Here is a 20,651-nt window from a genome sequence, read left to right on the forward strand (position 1 = left end):
TTAGAAGTTGCCGGCAAAAATGCTGGCGGAATAATGGATCGTCACTTTGGACGGATTGGTAAAACTGACCGCGAACGAGGCTGTAGCACCGGGCGCCAGGCTGGCCGCATTGACGGTGACGTAAGCGGCGCCCGCATGGCTGCCCGTGGCATTGGCCAGGCTGACGCCGGCCGGCAAGCCGCCAAACACCACCTGGAACGGACCGCTGATGGCCGTCGTGCCCGTGTTGGTGAAAGCAAACGTCCCCGTGTACTTTTGCGTCACGCGGTTGAACGTCATTCCCGAACTGGCTTGCGCAACGTCGGCCGTGATGTCGCGCAAGGCGGGCTGCAAGTCCAGGCTGACGACGACAGGATCGTGATCCGAGGCGCGGTAGGGCAAGGCGTTGTACAGGTCTTGCGGCTTGGCCGAGTCGATGTTGTAATCGATCACCTCCGGCTCGTCTGCATTCACATGCCATTCGGCCACCCCCGCCACTTGCGGGCTCAGCGAAGCGCTGGCCAGCGCATGGTCGAGGTAGCCGCTCTGGCCGCCGAAGACATATGAATACGGCACGCCCGACGGACGCACGAAACGCTCGAGCTCATTGACAAAGCCGGCGCCCGTGATGACCTGGATCGGGTCTTCCGCGCCATACGAGTTGAGGTCGCCGATGACCAGCACGTCGGCGTCGCCGGCGGCGGCAGCCACCTGCGGCACGAAGCTGCCCACCAGGCGCTGTGCTTGCTGCACGCGGGTAGCGTTCCAGCAACTCTGGCTATCATTCTGGTCAGCGTCCAGCCCGCTCGACGGACAACTGCCCTTCGATTTCAGGTGGTTGACGACCAGCGAGAATTTCTCGCCATTCGCGGCACGGAAGGTCTGCGCCATCGGCGGACGGTTGTTGATGGCGTTGGCGTCCGACAAAGCGCCGCCCACCAGGCCCAGCTTGGCAGGCTTGTAGATCATGGCCACGCGGATGGCGTCCGTGCCGGTGGCGGCCGGTTTCGGCACCACGGCATACGTGACGCCGCCGATGGCCGCGTTGAGTTGCTCGACCAGATAGGTGACGGCTATTTCGCCATTGTTCTGGATTTCCATCAAGCCCACCACGTCCGCGTCGATGGCTTGCAGTTCGGCCACAATCTTGTCGCGCTGGCGCACGAACTCGGCCAGGTTGTCGGCGCCGCGGCAATTGCTCTTGGTGGTCGAAGTGCCCAAAGTACAACCCTGACCCGTCTGGCCAAAGACATTGCTGCCATTGGTAAAGGTCGTAAAGAAGTTCAGCACATTGGCACTGGCCACCTTGACGTTGCCGGACGGCAGTTCCGGACTGCCCGTGCGCGGATTGTCGCGCGAAAACTGTGGCGCCTGCGTCGGCTGCAGTTTATATGCGGCGCCACCGCCGCCGATGGCGCCAAAATCCACCACGCCCGTCAAGTCGGACAGCGTATCGCCGCTGCGCACGGTGCCATCCTGGCCGATGTACGGAATCGTGGGCGGCGTGACGAAAATGCCATCATCGAGCACGATCAGGTTGTTCGCATTAGCGGCGATCAAGGCTTGCGCTTCGTTTGATCCGGCTGGATAACGGTTGGTCGGCACTTCGCGCCGGCCCGCCGACAGGCTCAATTCGCCGCGCGCGCCCAGATAGGCGTTTTGCGACACAGTCAACGGTTGCGTAAAGCGCACCAGCATGCCTTCCACGGCAGCCAGATTGTCGTTCGGCAAGGTCACGTTGGCCGGTACGATGCTGTGGCCCGCGCTTTGCGTGAGGATGGCCGTCACGTCCTTCAATTCCGTGTAGGAATTTTTCGCGCCCGTCGGGGTGTACTCGAACACCGTGCCCGTCACGCGCACCAGTTCGCCCGGCTGCACGGTGGTGGCCGTCGCGCCCGTGTACACGAAGATGCCGTCTGAGGTCGAAGGGTCGCCGTCACCGGCCGCGTCCTGGATGAAGAAGCCCGTACCCACTTTCAGGGTCACCACGCCCTGCGTCGTCTGCACGGCATTGGCGTAGGGGCTGGCCGCGCCACTGCCCTGGATTTGCGGAATCGTGTGGCTGATGGCGGCCAGGCCTTGCACGGCGACATCGATCTTGCAGCTGGTGCTTTGCTGCTGGTCATTGCTGAAATTCACGATGACGGGATAATTGCCCACCGGCACGCCAGCGGCCACCAGCAGGCTGACCATGGCACTCTCACCGGCCACGCCGGCGGCACTGAAATTGGCCAGGCTGATGCCGGCCACGGCGGGTGACGTCACGCTTGCCGCGTTCACGATGCCGTCCACATCAGAGGCGCGCAGCACGGCGCTGCCGCCATTACCCACGGCCAGCGCCAGACTGGCGGGGCAGCTGGTTATGATCTGGTGCACAACGGGGCCACCGCACACATGCAGCGGCGATGCCGTATTGCGCGGCGTCACGCTGCCGCTGGCAAAGTCGGCGCCGTTGTCGTCCGTGTCGCCACAGCCGCCATTCGCGCGCGCTATCGACAGGGTATTCGATGGCGCGGGCGCCACGTTGCCCTCGAAGCCGTTGGCCGTACCAAAACCGACCAGGTCGACGACGCTGGCACCCGTGGGGCTCACGCCCGTTTGCGCCGTCTTGCTATTGCTCAGTAACACCTTGCCCGCCGTGCCCGACATGGCCACACTGCCGCTGGCGTCCGGTGTGGGCAGCGCCGCCGTACCGCCAGCGCCTTTGGCTTGCTGGACCAGCAGATACTGGCCGGCTTGCAAATCGATAGCCGGCAAGGCCGTCACGGACCAGCTCGAACCTGCAGCTGACGCGTATTGCACGCTCCAGTTATTCAAATTGACCGGACTGGCGCCCCGGTTGAAAACTTCGATGAAGTCATTGGTATATACAGCGCCGCCATTGCCGCCACCGCCATACACCTGGCTGATGACGATATCGGAAGCAGCCAGGGCCACGGTTGACAGGGACAGGCTGGCCAGCAGCGTGGCCATGACGGTCAGGCGCAAGGGCGTGCGCAAAGAGGAAAGCGAGGTGTGCATGGAGATCCCGGTCAGTAAAAAAATGGCGCCAGCTCCAACAGGCGGGCCGGCGCACCACAATGAACAAAAGCATTTCAGACTTGTTATTTGCATATTAAAGACCGGGGATGACGACTTGATGACATTTGATTAAGCCGAATGGCGTAAATACGCCATCTGCAGCATCTAGAAAAGTAACTGATCAACAACAAATAATTCATCTCATTCATTGAAGGAATGCATTGAGAGGAAAAATGTGATATATTTCAGGCAAATAAGTTTTAATCCTGACAAGGGATTAGCGCTTTAAAGTAATATGCAGTAAAGACCGCAGGAGCAGGCTCCACCCACGCCCGCAACTTGATTTTCCGATTCGGCGATGCCCACAAAGGCGGCATCGTTAGAGCCGGCAAAAATCCCATCCTGACAGCAGGCGCACTGGCGCACGGGATGCACTCTTAAGAGACCAGCTATGTTAAAACCCATCACCAGACTCCCCATGCGTGCCCTGGTTATTGCTGCGGCGCTAGCGCTGTGCGGCGGTTCAGCCCAGGCACAAAGTGCCCAACAGCAGTCAAACACGGACGACAAAGGCTGCCAGGCAAACACATCCGGCGCCAGCGGCAAGGCCAATGAGGCTGACTTCGACGGCACTTACAGTGCTTGCAGCCTAGTCAATGGCTTCATCGGCTTTGGCGCGCGCACCAACGATGGCACGAACCAGACGCCTGAGTTCAGCCTGGGTGAGTCAGACCAGGTGCTGCGCCACCCGCAATTCCCCAACAAGGACCATCGCCTGGCGAACCTGCTGGCGCAACAGGGCGGCAGCGGCAGCGAAGGTGGCTTGCGCACCGGTCGTGCCGGCGGCGAATACCGCTTCGGCACGCGTGACTTCGTATCTGTACAAGAAAGTCAACCAACAGATGGTGCGGACGGCTATCATGGCGCGCCACGCGCATATGCTGGCGCACGCAGCGAGTATGCGCCATTTGTGAGCTCATCCAGTCGCGAGGCCGGTTCGCCCGCCGGTGGCGGTGGCGGTGGCGGCGTAGGCGGTGGCGGCGTGGGCGGCGGCATTGATGGCGGCAGCAACGGCGGCAGCCTCGTGCCACCCGTCACTCCGGCAGTACCTGAACCGGAAACCTGGGCCATGCTGATGGTAGGGCTCGGCTTGCTGGCATTTGCCGGACGCCGCAAGGCAGCTCACAAAGCATAAAAAAAAGGCTTGCAAGAGCCTTTTTCTTCCTCTGTGGATGACGGCTTCAGCGCCGGTAAGCGGCGTAGGGCGCGGCCAGCGGATCACCGATGAACAATCCCTGCGCCGGCCACGCCACACTTCCCCAGTACGCTTCAAGCGCCGTCATGCCCGTCAGGTAGCGCCGCAGCAATACCGTCGGATTAGGGAACTTTTGCCAGTAATTGCACGGTTCACTGACGGTACCGTAACTGGCCGTCGCGCCCGCCTCCAGCCAGCGTTGGCTGCTCATCTGCGCCGTCCCCTGCAGATCGCCGCCATACGACGTCAAGTGATCCGCCAATGCGCCCGGCAAGAAGCGCAAGGTATCGAGTTTGGCGACCTTGGCCATACCGGTCTGGTACACCATGATGTCTTGCGCGCCATCGAGCACATCCGCCTTCAGGTTCTTGACCGTCAACTTGCGCTGGCGCACGATTCCTGCAGGTGGAAAAAAGGCGGCACGGCTGTTGCGCGCATTTTCGCTGGTGGTCAGATAATACGCGCTGGCAGTAGGCACGGAAAAACCGCTGACGGTCCCACGATCCACCACGGCCTTGGCCTCTTCCACAAAATCGATGGGCAGCAGGATGGACAGGCGCATGCCCATCTGCGTAAATGGTTGCGCAACATTGCTGTTGAAATATGTGCTGGGCTTGCCGGCGTCACACGTCTTCACGCACTGCCCAGCATCGTAGCCCAGGGTATAGGCGGAAGTGATGGAGTTGCATTCGACCGCGTACGGCGCGCTCCATATCATCAGCACAGCCTGGATATGGGGCTTCAATTGCGCGTCGATCCGTTCCTTCAACTGCGCGAACTGATCCATGCTGAGCTTGCGCGGGCGATTCGGAATATTCACGTGCACAACATTTTCAGGAGGGATGCTATGCGCCTGGCGGTAATATTCGCCCACCGCGATGCTGTTCGGTTCGGCGTCATTGATCACGACAGCCAATTGCAGCGCATTCAGTCCTGAGGACATGGATGGCGCATCGGCATGTGCGATGCCGGCGGTCAGCGCCAGCGAAAGGAAGAGAGCTTTATGCAAGGTCAATATCGTCGTTGAGGAAGGTCAAAGCAGCCATGCCGCAGCCACCAACTGAGCCTGACCATTATAGCGCCACGTCCACCCGCGGAAAAAAAACGGAGGCCGCAGCCTCCGTTTCATGTACAGAATTTTTTCTTCAGGCTTGCAGCTTGCGGCGGCGCGCCATGAAGCCGACCAAAGCCAGGCCCGCCAGCAACATGCCGTAGGTTTCCGGCTCCGGCACCGGCGTGACGGCCAGGATGCCACTATAACTGCCGCCAGTTGGCGAGGCCACATAACCGTCAATTTGCAGGAAGTAATTGCCAGCAGCCAAAGGCGTGGAACCGGACTGCAACGACCACGCCTGGTCTTGCGCCGTGAAATTGATCAGGTCAAGCGCGCCATGAAAAAGAATGCCGCTGGCATTGCCCAGGCTCAGACCGGTCAAGGTCAGGCCGGAATTGGCGCTCGGCTTGAGCGATGTCGCCAGCGCGCTCAGGTCGTTGAAGCCAGTTACGCTGAAGGTAAATTTGTCGCTGAAAAAGTTATTGCCCTCGCCGGCCAATTGGCCTGGCGCCAGCGAAAACGAGCCCAGCAGTTCGCTACTGGAATAATCAAGCAAGTCTTGCGTCAGATCTACCGTCGCGTGGCTGATGTCAACCGGCGCCGCTTGGGCTGCCACGCTGCTGCCGGCAAACATGGCGGCCACAAACAGGGATTTCAGGAATTTTTTCATACTTTTCACCAAGATGACTGCAACTGACTCAGGCCAGCTGCGGGATGGAAACGCAAACGAAGATGCCTATCAGCCAGGCAAGGCTCAAGCCGCCTTCTGGCGACGGCGCGCCATGAAGCCCAGCAGGCCCAGGCCCGCCAGCAACATCGCATACGTGCCTGGCTCAGGCACGGCCGAAATCAGGCTGCCGTTCGCGCTGAAGGCTGCGCCCGTATTCGAGACCACGTTGCCGCTGACTTTCAAATAATAGGAACCAGCAGTCAGATTGGCATACGACAGGGTCCATTTGTCATCGATGCCGGTCAGCAACTGATCGCCGCCCAGCGACAAGGTATTGCCGACGCTGCTGTACAAGCCGAAACCCGTCAGGTTCAGGCCATTCGTCGCGCTGCTGCTGCGCGAGTTCAGTACCACGCTCAGGTCGCTGGCCTGCGCCACGTTGAACGTGAACAAGTCATTGAAAAAATTGCTCTTTTGATTGTTTTTGAACTTATCACCAAAGGTCAGCGAACCGCCAGATGCCAGATTGACGGCGCCAGCCGTGGAACTGATGTCGACAGGCGCGGCAAAGGCTGCCTGGGCGAACAAAGCTGAACCGGCAAAGGCCAGCGCGGCCAGCACCGAATACGTATTTTTCTTCATGCTATTCCACTGAACGTGAATGCGGACGCGCCAGCGCGTCCGCATGAGTTATTTGATCAAACCAGGCAGAATCATAGCATAAAGTAATTTTTTGTGTTAACTATTGTTTAATTGAAAGTTACTTTATAGCATCATTCTTCAAGACAATAGTTTCACGGGGCGAATATCGTAAAAACCACGCGTCAGGCGCGCTGGTAAACATCCTCCAGCCGCACGATGTCGTCTTCACCCAGGTAGCTGCCCGATTGCACCTCAATCAGGTGCAAAGGCAACTTGCCCGGGTTTTCCAGCCGGTGCGTCATGCCAATGGGGATGTAGGTCGATTCGTTTTCCGTCAGCAAGGTCACCTTGTCGCCGCAAGTTACACTAGCCGTACCGCTCACCACCACCCAGTGTTCGGCGCGGTGGTGGTGCATCTGCAGAGACAGCTTGCCGCCAGGATTGACGGTGATGCGCTTGACCTGGAAGCGCTCGCCGATATCAATGCCTTCATAGCTGCCCCACGGGCGGTACACCTTGCGATGCTGCACGTGTTCGCTTCGCCCCGCCTGCTTCAAGTGATCGACCACCTGTTTCACGCGCTGTACCTGGTCCTTGTGCGCCACCAGGATGGCGTCGTCCGTTTCCACGACGATCAAGTCCTGCACGCCCAGCACGGCCACCATGCGGCGCTCGGCGCGCACCAGGCAATTGCTCACGCCATCGAGATACACATCGCCGCGCACCACGTTACCGTTGACATCTCCCTGCTGCACTTCCCACAATGCCGACCAGGAACCCACATCGCTCCAACCGATGGCAGCCGGCAGCACCACCGCATACGCCGTATGCTCCATGACGGCGTAGTCGATCGAATCCGATGGACAAGCGGCGAAGGCCTGCTCTTCCAGGCGGCAGAAATCGAGGTCGCGGTAGCCGTCGCGCACGGCTGCCTCGCAGGAGGCCAGCATGGCCGGCTGAAATTGTCCCAGCTCGCCAAGATAACGCTCAGCGAGGAACATAAACATGCCGCTGTTCCAGAAATAATTACCGGCGGCGAGGAACGACTGCGCCGTGGCGAGATCGGGCTTTTCCACGAAACGCTCGACCCGGCAGCCCGCCCCACCCGTGCTCACGGGCGCGCCACTGCGGATATAGCCATACCCCGTTTCCGGCGCCGTTGGCACGATGCCGAAAGTGGCCAGGGCGCCATCGGACGCGAGCAGCGCCGCCTTGGCGATGGCCTCGTGAAACGCAGCCACATCGGTAATGACATGGTCGGCCGGCAAGACCAGCATCAGGGCCTGCGGGTCGATGGCCAGCAGATATTGCGCAGCCACGGCCACGGCAGGCGCCGTGTTGCGTCCCACCGGTTCCAGTAAAATCCCCAGCGGTGTCAGTCCGATCTCGCGCAATTGCTCGGCCACCATGAAGCGGTGCTCATTGCCACATACCACCAGCGGCGGCATGACGTCAAAACCAGCCAGTCCGCTATCGCCGGCACGGCGGTTCGGCAGGCTGCTCACGCGTAGGGCAGTTTCCTGCAGCATGGTCTTGTCCGTTACCAGCGGCAACAACTGCTTGGGTAGCACGGCGCGCGACAGCGGCCATAAACGGGTGCCCGAACCGCCGGACAGGATGACTGGATAAATTTTCATGGTTTCATTTGGCAAACAGTTTATGAGGAAGCATACAAGGCCCGCGGCGTTTCTTCGCGGCGCTGGCTGCGCCGGTCGCGCGCATTGCCCCAGGCATCGCTCGTGTAATCGGAGACATGGCGCATCTGGCCGGCGCGGTCGACACTGTAATCCTTGAAGACGATCAGCTCATCGAGCAGCACATCGGGCAACACACGCGTGTATTCAAACAACACGCTGCGCACCACTTCGGCACCGCTACAGACATGGCTGCCGTGGCCGATCCAGGTGGGGCCGATGATAGTGGCCCCCGCTTCGATACGGCAGCCCGAGCCGATGTAGACGGGGCCTTCGATACGCGTGCCGCCACTCCAGTCGATACTGGTATTCAGGCCAGCCCACACGCCATCGGCAATCTGGGTGCCAGGCACCTGCAACTGTGCAACTTCCCCCATCAGCACGCTTTGCAGCACTTCCCAGTAATCCTTCACGCTGCCGATGTCGATCCAGTTGTATTGGCACTTTTGGGCATAGAAAGGCAAACCCTGCTCTACCAGCAGGGGAAACAGTTCCGAGCCAATATCGAACGGGCGGTCGCAAGGTATCAGGTCCAATACTTGCGGCTCGAAAATATAGATACCGGTGCTGACGCAATTGGACAGCGCATCGGCCTGCGCCGGCTTTTCCTGGAAGGCGCGGATGCGCCCATCGTCGTCGCTGACCACCACGCCATAGCTCGACACCTTGTCCCACGGTACTTCCAGGGTGATGACGGAGGCCAGCGCCCCCACGCGGCGGTGCTCGCGCAGGGCCGCTTCCAGGTCGAGGTCGATCAAGGCGTCGCCGCACAGCACGATCGTCGTTTCGTCAAAAAAGCCACCAAACTCCTGGATCTTCTTCATGCCGCCGGCCGAACCCAGCGGTTGTGGCACGACCTCACCCGCATCATTCGTATAACCTTCGAAGGAATAGCCGATCTGCACGCCAAACTGATGGCCTTCGCCAAAGTACTCTTCGATCTTTTCATGCAGATAGCTGACGTTGACCATGATGTCAGTCACGCCATGCTGCGCCAGGTGCTCCACAAGATATGCCATTACAGGCTTGCCCAGGATGGGGATCATGGGCTTGGGCAAATCGTAGGTCAAGGGCCGCACGCGCGTGCCCTTGCCTGCAGCTAATATCATCGCTTTCATCGTCGGGCTTGCTCCATCAGGGTTGAGGTTAGTTGGCCGGGCGGCGCATCTTAGCGACCGTCCTTGCTCAGCGTCACTGGCGCGGCCGGCGCGGCGGCGGGAAACAGGCGCGCATACGCGGCCAGCAGCTTGGGCGCTTCATATTCCCACTCCAGCTCATTGATCACGCGATGGCGGCCAAACGCCCCCATTTGCTCGCGGCGTGCCGGGTCGTCGAGCAATTCGACGATCTTGCGCGCCATGTCGACAGGATCGTTCTTCAAGGCATACAAAGATGCCTGCTGCGCGGAAACCTTGCCCTCGACCAGATCAAACTGCACGATAGGCTTACCCAGGGCCATGTATTCCATGATCTTGTTCATGGTCGACTTGTCGTTCATGTCGTTTGCCACGTCCGGGTTCACGCACACGTCCGAGGTGTTGAGCATTTCCAGCAATTGCTGGTCCGGCACGCGTCCCGTGAAGGTCACGTAGTCGGCGATGCCCAGGTCCTGCGCCATCTGCTTCATCTGTTCCAGCGAGGTGCCGCCGCCCACCAAGCCGAAGTGCACATCCTTGCGCTGCAAGGTCTGCACGATGTATTGCGCCGCCTGCAGCAGCAGATCGATGCCTTCCTGCGCACCCATCACGCCCACATAGCCGACCAGGTAGGCGCGGCCCTTCTTGAGTTCCGGCACGGGCGGCAACACGCGCAAGCGGTCCAGCTTGGGTCCGCTGCGCACCACGTAGACATCCTCGGGCTTCATGCCGCCGCGCTCGATGGCAATCTTCTTGTACGACTCGTTGGTGGCGATCGACACGTCTGCGCTCTGGAACGACCAGCGCTCGAACATCACCATCAGCTTGTAAAAGAAATCGCGCCGGCCGAACTTGGCTTCGTACAGCTCGGGGTTGATGTCATGGTGGTCGAACAGGAAACGCTTGCCCATCGTCAACTTGAAGAAGCCGCCGATGAGGAACAGCAAATCAGGCGGATTGCAGGCGTGAACCACGTCGAAACCATGGGCAAAATGGACTTTCCATGCCAGGCGGAAAGTATGGAACAGGGCCAGTGTATATTCCACCAGGTAACCCTTGGCCCCTTCCGCTTCCAGCGGCAAGTGGTAGCGGTAGATATGGATGCCGTCGATGGCTTCGTAGCGCGCTTCATAGCCCTTGCCCGTCGGGCAAATGATCGACACTGCATAGCCGTTCGCATGCAGAGTGGTCGCTTCCTGCCACACGCGCCGGTCGAATGGCGAAGGCAGGTTTTCCACCAGGATCAGCACCCGCTTTGCTTGGGCGGCCACGTTGTTACCAGCAGATGCCGTCATATTGCTCTCCACTTTGTTCCTTGCTGATGCGCACCAGGTCGACGATCTGCTGGTGCGGCTGCAGGCTGGCGGGTACAGTCTTGAATTCGGCCGCGCCGTTGCCGATGACGATGGTGTCGGCAAAATCGAGCACGTCCTGCATGCTGGTGACCATCAGCTTGGAGATGTGCGGGATGTGGTTCAGGATGTAATCCTGGTTGGCGCCCGTCAGGGCGGCCAGGTTGACGTTCTTGTCATACAGCTTCAGTTCGTAGCCTTTGCCCAGCAGATACTCGATGACATCGACCAGCGGCGACTCGCGCAAGTCGTCCGTGCCGGCCTTGAAGGAAAAGCCCAAAATGCCCACCTTGCGCGCACCTTTGTCAACGATCATCTTGATGCCCTTTTCCACTTGCCGCTGGTTCGACGGCAGGATGGAATTAAGCAATGGCAGATCGAGATCCAGGCTGCGCGCCTTGTAAGTGAGCGCGCGCACGTCCTTCGGCAGGCAAGAGCCGCCAAAGGCGAAGCCCGGCTTCATGTAGTACGGTGACAGGTTCAGCTTGGTGTCCTGGCAAAAGATTTCCATCACCTTGTGACCATCGATGCCGACGGCCTTGCAGATATTGCCGATTTCATTGGCGAACGCCACTTTGACGGCGTGCCAGGTGTTGTCCGTGTACTTGACCATCTCGGCCGTTTCCACGTCCGTGCGCACCAGTGGCGCGTCCATCTTTTCATACAGTTGCACCAGCAGCGCGCCCGCCTTTTCATCGGATTCGCCGATGACCGTCTTCGGCGGATGGTAGTAATCGTAGACGGCCGTGCCTTCACGCAGGAATTCCGGATTGTTGCAAACGCCAAAATCGACGCCGGCCACCTTGCCCGAGGCCTCTTCCAGGGTCGGAATGACGAGCGAGCGCATGGAACCGGGCAGCATGGTCGAACGCGCCACGACGACGTGGAAGCTGTCCTTTTCGCGGATGGCGGCGCCGATTTCCTGGCACACCTTGCGCACATGGCTCAGGTCCAGGTTGCCATTGAGCTGCGAGGGCGTACCCACGCAGATGAGCGACATGTCCGAGCCAAAGACAGCGTCACGCACGTCAAACGTGGCGCGCAAATGGCCGCTTTTCACGGTAGCCGCGATCATTTCGCCGATGTCCTTCTCGATGATGGGCGTAGTGCCCTGGTTGATCAGCTCAACCTTGGTCCTGTTCGGATCGACGCCGATCACTTCATGCCCATCCGTTGCGAGGCAACCTGCCGATACTGCACCCACGTAGCCGAGGCCAAAAATACTGATTTTCAAAATATGCTCCTTTAATAATTAGCCGGCGAATTTGCCGACGACGCCTGCGGCATCAGCTCGATGTGCGTCACAATTTCAATTGTTCCCTGCACCCTCATGCGCCAGGCGGCGCTGGTAATCGGTGTTTTCTCGTCGAAGCGGCGCGATATCCAGCCCCCAGGCGGTGTATCGCTGCCGCGCAATAGGTCCAGCGTTCCATGCGAACAGCGCATGCGCAAGCCAGACCGCAGTCCCTGCGCCTGCAATTGCCCCTCGTCGACGGTGACCACGCAGTGGTCGCCGAACTGCCAATGCACGGAAATATCATGTACATTTGTACATTGTAATATGTCTTTTACAACAATGCATTTATTATGAAAGTTGAACTCGATACGGCGCCGGTGCAGCAAAGGATCGGCCAGGCGGCCATAGCCATCATGTTCGCCCTCAAAAACTTGCACTTCAGAATTCGTTTCATGAGCAATCATGCGCGCATTGGCTTTTTTCAGCCACATGAAATTGCCGCCAATTTCAGACTGGTCCAGACCATCGACGGATACGGTGTTATGCGCGGGTGTGCTGCGGAAGTAGTCGCGCCATTTTTTTTGCGTGTGATAGGCGTAGGTACCGGGATCGGTGAGCAACTCTTCCCCGCTCACGGAAAGGGTAAATGCCAGCGCATCGGCATGTCCGTGCGCGGCAATCGACAGGTAGCCGAGCGGCGCGCAATCGATGACCATGCGCACTTCCTCTGGCGTGCCAAAGGCGCTACCGAGAAGGAAATAGCCGCCTTCAGGAAACGCCAAGACCGGCGCTTCGGACGCGCTGGCATCGAGCGCCTGCCACTGTTGCAAGCCTGCCACACCAAACAGCCAGCGATTCTTGTCGTCAAAATGGCCTGCCTTGCGCTTGAAATCGGCGCGACCAAACAGCACGGCGCAACTGGCCAGCAATGATTTATAGGGGGTCCAATCAGGCTCATGCGACAGGCGCACCATCTGGGCATCGTCTGCATCGCCTATCATCGGAATATTCCCCCCAACATCCATCAAGGTGGCGATAAAGTCGGCAAGGCGCTCAAGGCGCTCCAGATATGCAGCAGAAAAACCGGCGTTGTTGGCGAGACCTATCAGTTGGCACAACAGCATCATGTCCATCACTTCATGCTGATAATAGACAGCCTGTTCGCGGTTCACGCCATCGGGTGTGTTTTGCTTGAGCGCCTCTTCTTCAAGTCCCCTGTGCGCCAGGCTCTGCCATTTTTCACTTTCCTTCCAGTATGGCCACACCAGACTGCCAACGAACAAGCCCATATATTCGCCGAACAGGTGGTTATTGGCGGAAGAGTGACGCGAAAAATAACCGGCGATAAAGTGGCAATGCTGGTAAATCGCGGCCAGCCACTGCTGCAGGAAGCGCTGGCCCGCCTCGCCCTGGAACAGCGGCGAGGCCAGGCCGCCCAGCAGCTCCCAGGCACAGGCCCAGTTCAGCAGGCGCAGCGCCAGCTCAAGCGAACTGGTCCAGTGCACGCCTTTCGGATAGGGGCATTGCGCGAACCACGATTGCAGCAAGGTACGCGCGCCTTCGGCGTAGCGCGGCTCGCCCGTCACTTTCCATGCCTGCGCCAGCGCCACCAGTTCCAGGTGGCGGTTCGGCTCCCACAAGTATTTGATGTCGCCCACTACTTTTTCGCTGCGGTAATCGATCTGTTTCCCCAGGCTTAGCGGCGCCAGCGTACCAGTCTTGGGGTCTCTATTCCATTGCGGCGGAAAACTCAGATCGGCACCATGCATGGCAAATACATTCCAGCGTCCCGCCAGGATCGCATCGGCGGCGGAGCGTAACGGAGAGAGCTGAAGCACGGGCAGTTCACTTGCCAGAAAGCCAGATACCGGCCGCGACAACACCGGAGCGGGCACTTTTTCAATCAAACCGACACCCAGCTTGCTCGCCTTCTTCTCGACCATCTGTATGACACGCCAGCAAATTTCGGCGGAACCCATCAGGCGCAGGCGATTCAACTTCCAGATCAGAGAACTCATGTCGGCAGGAATCCAAATTGAGCATACAGGCGTTCGACGCGAGGCATGACAGCCTCGCTGGAAAACGTGCTTTGGATTTTTGCGCGCGCTGCCATTCCCATGCGGCTCGCTAGCGCATCGTCGGACAGTAAACGTTCGATACGGTCCCCTAGCGCATCGATGTCGCCCGGTTCCACTAGGAAGCCTTCCACGCCGTCACTGAGCGCCTCTGGAATACCGCCGACTGGCGTGCTAATGACGGGCAAACCGGCAGCCATTGCTTCCAGTACACTCATGGGCAAACCTTCATTATAAGAAGGCAGACAATAGACTTTTGCGCGATTGAGCAATGCAGTCCTGGCAGGCAGGTCTACCCAGCCAAGCAACTGCACATTGGTGCCCATGCCGAGCGTGTCGGCCATCGCCCGCGTTTGCTCGACCTCGCCATCCCCGCCCAGCAGCAGGCACGGCCTGTGTACGCTCATCCTGGAAACGGCATTGAGCAAGTCATACGAGCCCTTGCGCTTACCCAGGCGCCCCAGGAACAAGACCTCGCCAGATACGCGCAGCAACCAGTCCTGTGCGGCGGACGGCACCATGACCGGATTGTAAATGGCCTCGATCTGCGGATTGCGCGAAATGCTCTCGACCCAGGTCTTCCAGGCAGAGGACAGGACAACCACGCAGCTGACCTGATCAAACAGGCCGCGTATCAATCGCTGCCGGAGCCGCCCCATTTCTTGCTGATAGAAAATGGCAAATTCAGCACCGTGCAAATGCAGGATGACAGGAATGCGAAACAGCTTCGCAAGGAAAATAAAGCCCATTTTCCGCCAGCAGCTGCTGCGCGACGCCATGTGGCAATGAACCAGGCCAACCCGGCCCCTGACCAGCAAACCGAGTAGGGAGCACCAGGAGGCCAGCATCAGCGCCAATTTCTTTGCTGCGCTGCCATCGCAATGCGTGGCGAGATAAATAATGGAAAACCGATCGAACAGACCAGCAGCCCGGTATACCTTGACGACAGAGGCAATACCGCCCATGGTTCCGGTATCCGTCCCAAGCATCACTATGGAGCGCTTGTTTTTCATCATGCCCTTATTTAACAAATATCATCGTACAAAAATTGCATCCTTGCCAGCGTCAGCCATTGCCCCCTCACGCGGCGTCGACCGCCGCATGCACCGTTTCATCGCGGATCAGGATAAAAGCGAACTTACCGTTCGGTCCACGCTCGATTGCATCGACCACATCCAGGGTCACTGTCACATCGGGTACCAGTCGCAGGAATCCAGCGAGCAGCTGTTCGCCGTCTTCCCGGCAAAAGGCCGGTGCCGGAACGACCTTCAAGATAAATACAGCCTGGCCGCAATAAATGATCTGCCCCTCGACGACATGACGCGCCTTTTTAAAGACATGGTCTAGCCGCCCCAGGTAACGACCATCGGGCAAGGTGATAACTTTCTCCTTGCGACCGGAAATGGCGCTCACAACAGGAAATATCCTGCCGCAAGCACACGCCTCATCGGCGAGGCTAACCGTGTCGCCTGTGCAATAGTGCCGCAAGCGCATTGCCCCATTATTCAAACTTGTTCCAATAAGCTCATGGGTATCCCCATCTGGCAACAATTCGACTATGCCATAGTCGCTCAGCAAGTGATAATTGCCCTGTTCACAAGTGCCAATAGCGGCAACGCGTTCAGCCTGCCCATACCAGTCGAATACAGTCACGCCAAATGCCTTCCTGACATTTTCCCGCACCACGGGATCGAGCGTTTCCGAGGAGGTCATCACACCTTTGAGGGCAGTGCCACCGTAAGCATGGCCATTCGCCAGCATCCATGAAGCCAGTGCAGCGATCGAGGACGGATAGGCATGAATGACCACAGGATCGAATCGCGCCAGTTGTTCCAGATAACGTTCAATCGTGCCAGACGATATGTGATAAGAGGACATCATCAGAAAATTGCCCACCCAGTCGCGGCACCAGAATACACCGCCAGCTTTGGTGGGATGGCAAACAACGTCGCCACGTATCCACGCCCGACGCTGCCCATGCGCAAATCCCATCCAGCGCAATTGACGATAGATGAACGCTTCTTCGCGCACAATGCAAGCGAGGTCTTGCAACAGTGTCAGTGGCGAACCGCTGGTACCACTTGTACTGATACGGCTGCGAATGAAGGAGCCTGGGCGCCGTGGACGCACATACCGCTGGAAATGCGCCTGGATATCCTTTTTTGAAATCAAGCCGTGATCATCTGACAATACTCGTGGACGCAGGCCATGGCCAATGTCGCCGAGTTGCAAGGCGCGGCCGCGCTCTTGCAGAAAATGGCGCAACGCCGCCGGCGTACGCTCATTTTTTTCGAGGCGGGGATATACAAAATGCCGGGCCCACATACCTCTGGCCAGCTCCCTGAATAGGGAGCGCAAGGAGAATTTTAAAGAGTATCGCCACATAGTACCGTTACCGCTCCAGACTGGTCATTTATTTAACGGCGTTGGATTTACCATGCCGACTTCCCGAAATATTTGCATATATTGCTGTGAGACAATTTCAGCGGTATGTTCAGAAACGTAGCGGATGCGCCCCCCCTCCTGCATGCCCTGATAGTAATCAGGATCCGCATACAAACGGCGTATATTGGCAATAAGCTGGTCTGGCGAGCGCGGCATCATGCCTGTCCATCCAGGTACGATGCTGAACGTCGACTGAGGACACAGCAAAGGAGTATTGGTTGACCAGGAGTCGCACAGAAAACCCCAGCCAGACGTACTTTCCGTATAGGAAAAATACGCACCCGACATCCTTTCCAGCGCCTCCTGCCGGCTCACACCGGCGATATGATTGATCCTGTCGCCATACCTTTTTTTCAAATCGTCGACAACATGCTGATAAGCACCACGGCCTATAATGGTAAAGCGCTCAACCGGTGTATGGTCAAAAATGAGGGGCACGGTTTTCAACCAAGCCTGGCAATTTTTATGTCGGATCAAAGAGCCGATATAAATCATCTCGCTCTTGTCACGCGCTGCTGCCAGTTGCAATCCGTCAGGACGCTGCGCGCAATGAGCCGAATAATAAGCCTGCTTCTGCCGAACAGAAAACCGTCCCAGATCGGGCAGATCGGCGGGATCATTCGTCATCAATGCATCGACTTCTCCCGCAATGCGCCACCACTTCATGCGCCCCACCAGGCGCCCCAGCGCAGGCCAGCCGAGATAATAGCGGCGTTGCAAAATGATCAGGGGATCTGCCGACTCCACGCGCAGCACGGCAGGGATGCGGCGCCGTTTCTGCAGCATGCGCATCAACGGCAGGCAGTGAAAGGAATTGACCAACAGCAAATCCGGATTGAACTCTTCCAGCAATTTCATTACTTCATCATGCAAGAGCTCGGGGGCATGAGACATCTGCTTCAAGTCGCGAAATAAGCGAAATATTTGTACGCCCATGAAGTTATCAAAATCGCTGCCTTCTTCGGTACTTTTCAGGGCCGAAATGCGCGATGTGATGACGCGCACGCTAACGCCATGCTTCAACAATGGCGGCAATGCGTAAGCAACTTCGTCAAATTTTGGATTCAGGCCGGGATAGAGAGCAAGTACTTTCAATGACAACTCCATGAAATTTATATAGAAAAGCCTGATTGATGCTCAAGATACCTTGAAGACATTCCGCCCCAATCCGCGATTTACAAACGTACGATCATTCTTGTCGAATACCTGGAAGGCAAGCAAACCCACGAGCAACAGCAAATTCAACAATACAATGCCTGCAATCAACAACGGTGTCCCCTCACCCTTCACCAGGTAGGCCGGCAAGCAAGCCAGCGTCAGGATCACAACGACTTTTGCTATCCAGCCCCAACCGATATCCCAGACGTATCCACGCCGACGCATGCCCGCTACCACTAGAACATTGACTATCAGCTCATTGGCAAACAGGGCAATCACCACAAACCAGACGCCCAGTTGTTCATACAAGAAAAAGTACATCAATGGCAGCACAAGAACCGATACCAGCGAGGCGCGCACCCAGACTTGCGTCAACTCGATCGCGTTACAAACCGTACCGAGTATCATGCGATGTAGGCGAAACGCGAGCCAACAGCACAGGGAGGAAAACACCATGTTGAATTCGGCATACTGTTTTCCGCCAGCGAACACCAGCACTTCGCTGCCATACACGAAGATGATGCCAAAGATCGGCACCAGGGTCAGTACGCTGATCTTGAAAACAAAACCGGCCCAACCGCCAAGCTCGCCATAATTCTGGTTGCTGGCATAGGCGCCGATCATCCTGGAGCGCACGACGCCGAAAAGCATCATGCCAGGCAGGTAATTACGAATGATATCGGTCAGGCGCAGTACAAAACCGAGACCAGCCAGAGCCTCCGCCGTCTGTACACGCGAGAGCACCACCAGCAGGAAAGAAGGCGAATACAGATATTCGACAATGCCGCTGCCATAATTATTGAACGCAACTTTCCTGATCTGCCGCCAGCTAGGCTGGCTCCACTCGCTCTGCATTTCGCCTATCTGACGCAACAAGCCGCTCACGATCACCGTTGCCAACAGCAGCGACACCAGGGCGGCCATGATTTCAACCAGCAGCAGATCTTGCGCAGTCGCCATCTGATGTTGTTTCAGATAGACCAGCGCCGCCACGATCAGCCCTCCTTTGATACTGATGATGACCTGCAGCCATCGCTGCATGGCCATGGCTTCCAGGGTATTGTCACGTAATATACGCATCACTCCTTCGACGACCAGCAAGACGGCAAACAGCGGCAGCAGGTCAAACGGAAAGTCACTACCGATCAGCGAAAAAAACTTATCGCGCAATAAAAAAATGACGCTGGCGATCATTGCAAGCACACAAAATCTGCTCAGCACTACCATTAGTATCATCCGCACCGCGCCTGAACGACATTGATTCATCCGATATGCAGGCAGATAACGCAAAATCACCCAATCGAGTCCAAGAGTACTCAAACCCAAGGTAATTTCCAACATTGCCATAGAAATAATATAACGCCCGAACTCGGCCACAGGTAAGAGGCGTACGGAAAGGCCCAGTATCGCTGCCGTCAGAATGGCAGTGGGTACCTTGCCAATCAGAAAAGCAAGAATGTTCTTTCGGGTATTAGATCCTGAATACGGCGTTTTTGACATAGTGTTTCAGACAAGATTAGCAGTCGATAAATTTGGTGCCGCATTGCTGGAAAGCCCGCACGCATGATTTGTCAGGACCTTGACGGCAAGAACTGGCGATAGGCGAGTGCCAGTTGTTCGGCCAATATCTGATAGCTGCGCACCGAACGAATAAAATCCGGCCCCCGCGATGCTTTTTCCCGAGCCGCTGCCGGATCTGCCAGAACTTCCGTCAAGGCTGCAGCCAATGCTTCTACGGAACTGCCGCTCAGCCATCCGGCGGCACTGCGTGTCAGGACCGCTTCCTGGTCCGGATTGTCGTTTCCCACGCACGGTAAGCCCAACGCCAGATATTCCAGCAATTTCGTCGGCGAACTCACATCATATAGCTGGCCTCGCGGTATATACGACACGGCCACATCAGCAGCTGCAAGTAAGGACCAAGCCTGCGCCTTCGGTAACCAGCCAGTGATGCGTACATGTTCTTGTAGTCCTAGCCTGGCACAGTATGCCCGAAGCTGTTCGGTGTCCACGCGATTGGGCGAGTCGCCGATCAGCAACAGACACGCTTGCGGCTGAGCATGACGAACAAGGTACAGGGTATCGATCAGACGGGGGATGTCGCGCGCCTTGTCCAGTGTGCCGAGGTAAGCGATCAATGGCACGTCACTCCAGTCGGCAAGCCGCTGCCTGACCACCTCATCGGGCTGAAATGCCATATCCACGCCCATGGGTACAGCCGAAATCTTCCCAGCTGCAATACCTCGTTCAATGAGGAACATCCGCATCGCCTCGCTTTGAACAAAAATATGCCGCGACTGTGGCAGGATAAATTTGTACAGCAACGCTTTCTCGATGCAGCCTTTCAGCAATACCAGACGGCTGCGCAATCCAGCGCCCGCACGGATTTGTTCTGTCGCACGTTCGATACGCCCTTCGCTCATCAGGAATGACATCCAGTAAGCAAATGGAATGCCCTTGAGCCGCGCCACGATCACACCGAGCAGGCTGATGCTGACCATGTCACGTACCTGGATCAGATCACAATCTGCTTTACGTACAGAAAACAATGTCCGCACGCACAGCCAAAGAAAAGCCATTTCCCTTTTCAACCTGCTGACATGAAAGCGGGGACGCCGTACCGATGCAAAAGCTGCCTGATCGATATCGGCGCTACCTGCCATTCCAACCATGTCGCAGACGATGCCCTGCCCTGGCAAATATATGCCAAATAAGGTTTGCACGTCGGCACGGAAAGTTGGCAGGGATTCAGGAACGAACTGCAGCAAACGCAAAGGCAATGGAAGAGAGCTCAATTTTTTACATTCAATTATGTGAATCTCGTCGACCGCGCAGATCAACCGGCTGGCCAGGCAGATAGGCAGCGTGGCTAGCTAGGTCAGCGCGCCCGCCAAGCTTATCGTACTGTTGATAGCGCACAGTGATAGCGACAC

At 57.6% G+C, this 20,651-nt stretch carries 15 protein-coding genes; 1 reads left to right on the forward strand and 14 read right to left on the reverse strand.

Annotated elements, in window-relative coordinates; genetic code table 11:
- Nucleotides 1-3,000 (reverse strand): ExeM/NucH family extracellular endonuclease, encoded by a 3,000-nt coding sequence (locus tag CSZ94_RS03630; RefSeq protein ID WP_102120256.1) that lies wholly within the window; start codon nucleotides 2,998-3,000, stop codon nucleotides 1-3.
- A 478-nt stretch (nucleotides 3,001-3,478) separates the two neighbouring features.
- Between CSZ94_RS03630 and CSZ94_RS27880 the strand changes: the two genes are divergently transcribed.
- On the forward strand, nucleotides 3,479-4,195 hold the full coding sequence (locus tag CSZ94_RS27880; protein WP_180977349.1) for a PEP-CTERM sorting domain-containing protein: 717 nt from the start codon (nucleotides 3,479-3,481) through the stop codon (nucleotides 4,193-4,195).
- Nucleotides 4,196-4,241: 46 nt separating this feature from the next.
- Here the strand turns inward: CSZ94_RS27880 and CSZ94_RS03640 are convergent, their stop codons facing one another.
- The 13 genes from CSZ94_RS03640 to CSZ94_RS03700 all read right to left on the reverse strand — a co-directional run bounded on the left by CSZ94_RS03640 (nucleotide 4,242) and on the right by CSZ94_RS03700 (nucleotide 20,513).
- The gene (locus CSZ94_RS03640; RefSeq protein ID WP_102120257.1) at nucleotides 4,242-5,270 is read right to left on the reverse strand and encodes a TIGR03790 family protein; all 1,029 of its coding nucleotides are present in this window, start codon (nucleotides 5,268-5,270) and stop codon (nucleotides 4,242-4,244) included.
- A 130-nt stretch (nucleotides 5,271-5,400) separates the two neighbouring features.
- Nucleotides 5,401-5,979 (reverse strand): FxDxF family PEP-CTERM protein, encoded by a 579-nt coding sequence (locus CSZ94_RS03645; RefSeq protein WP_102120258.1) that lies wholly within the window; start codon nucleotides 5,977-5,979, stop codon nucleotides 5,401-5,403.
- An 84-nt stretch (nucleotides 5,980-6,063) separates the two neighbouring features.
- Nucleotides 6,064-6,621: an FxDxF family PEP-CTERM protein gene (locus CSZ94_RS03650; RefSeq protein WP_102120259.1), complete on the reverse strand. Its 558-nt coding sequence runs from the start codon at nucleotides 6,619-6,621 to the stop codon at nucleotides 6,064-6,066.
- 182 nt (nucleotides 6,622-6,803) lie between these two features.
- On the reverse strand, nucleotides 6,804-8,258 hold the full coding sequence (locus CSZ94_RS03655; RefSeq protein WP_102120260.1) for a mannose-1-phosphate guanylyltransferase/mannose-6-phosphate isomerase: 1,455 nt from the start codon (nucleotides 8,256-8,258) through the stop codon (nucleotides 6,804-6,806).
- 20 nt (nucleotides 8,259-8,278) lie between these two features.
- Nucleotides 8,279-9,433, reverse strand: coding sequence for a sugar phosphate nucleotidyltransferase (locus tag CSZ94_RS03660; protein WP_102120261.1), 1,155 nt, complete (start codon nucleotides 9,431-9,433; stop codon nucleotides 8,279-8,281).
- Nucleotides 9,434-9,483: 50 nt separating this feature from the next.
- Nucleotides 9,484-10,746: a glycosyltransferase family 4 protein gene (locus CSZ94_RS03665; RefSeq protein WP_102120262.1), complete on the reverse strand. Its 1,263-nt coding sequence runs from the start codon at nucleotides 10,744-10,746 to the stop codon at nucleotides 9,484-9,486.
- On the reverse strand, nucleotides 10,727-12,037 hold the full coding sequence (locus CSZ94_RS03670; RefSeq protein ID WP_102120263.1) for a nucleotide sugar dehydrogenase: 1,311 nt from the start codon (nucleotides 12,035-12,037) through the stop codon (nucleotides 10,727-10,729). Before CSZ94_RS03670 ends, CSZ94_RS03665 begins: the two co-directional genes overlap by 20 nt.
- A gap of 11 nt (nucleotides 12,038-12,048) precedes the next feature.
- Entirely contained in the window at nucleotides 12,049-14,058 is a 2,010-nt protein-coding gene (locus CSZ94_RS03675) for a heparinase II/III family protein (protein WP_102120264.1), read from the reverse strand.
- Nucleotides 14,055-15,131 (reverse strand): glycosyltransferase family 4 protein, encoded by a 1,077-nt coding sequence (locus tag CSZ94_RS03680; protein WP_102120265.1) that lies wholly within the window; start codon nucleotides 15,129-15,131, stop codon nucleotides 14,055-14,057. The genes CSZ94_RS03675 and CSZ94_RS03680 overlap by 4 nt, the downstream gene beginning before the upstream one ends.
- 64 nt (nucleotides 15,132-15,195) lie before the next feature.
- Nucleotides 15,196-16,440 (reverse strand): phenylacetate--CoA ligase family protein, encoded by a 1,245-nt coding sequence (locus CSZ94_RS03685; RefSeq protein ID WP_258000751.1) that lies wholly within the window; start codon nucleotides 16,438-16,440, stop codon nucleotides 15,196-15,198.
- A gap of 84 nt (nucleotides 16,441-16,524) precedes the next feature.
- Nucleotides 16,525-17,655: a glycosyltransferase gene (locus tag CSZ94_RS03690; RefSeq protein ID WP_146009727.1), complete on the reverse strand. Its 1,131-nt coding sequence runs from the start codon at nucleotides 17,653-17,655 to the stop codon at nucleotides 16,525-16,527.
- Between the two features lie 42 nt (nucleotides 17,656-17,697).
- Nucleotides 17,698-19,218, reverse strand: a complete 1,521-nt coding sequence (locus tag CSZ94_RS03695) for a lipopolysaccharide biosynthesis protein (protein ID WP_146009728.1) — start codon at nucleotides 19,216-19,218, stop codon at nucleotides 17,698-17,700.
- Nucleotides 19,219-19,289: 71 nt separating this feature from the next.
- Entirely contained in the window at nucleotides 19,290-20,513 is a 1,224-nt protein-coding gene (locus tag CSZ94_RS03700; RefSeq protein ID WP_146009729.1) for a glycosyltransferase family 4 protein, read from the reverse strand.
- Nucleotides 20,514-20,651 lie beyond the last annotated feature (138 nt).

This window comes from Janthinobacterium sp. ROICE36, assembly GCF_002869965.1.
Lineage (GTDB): Bacteria > Pseudomonadota > Gammaproteobacteria > Burkholderiales > Burkholderiaceae_D > Janthinobacterium.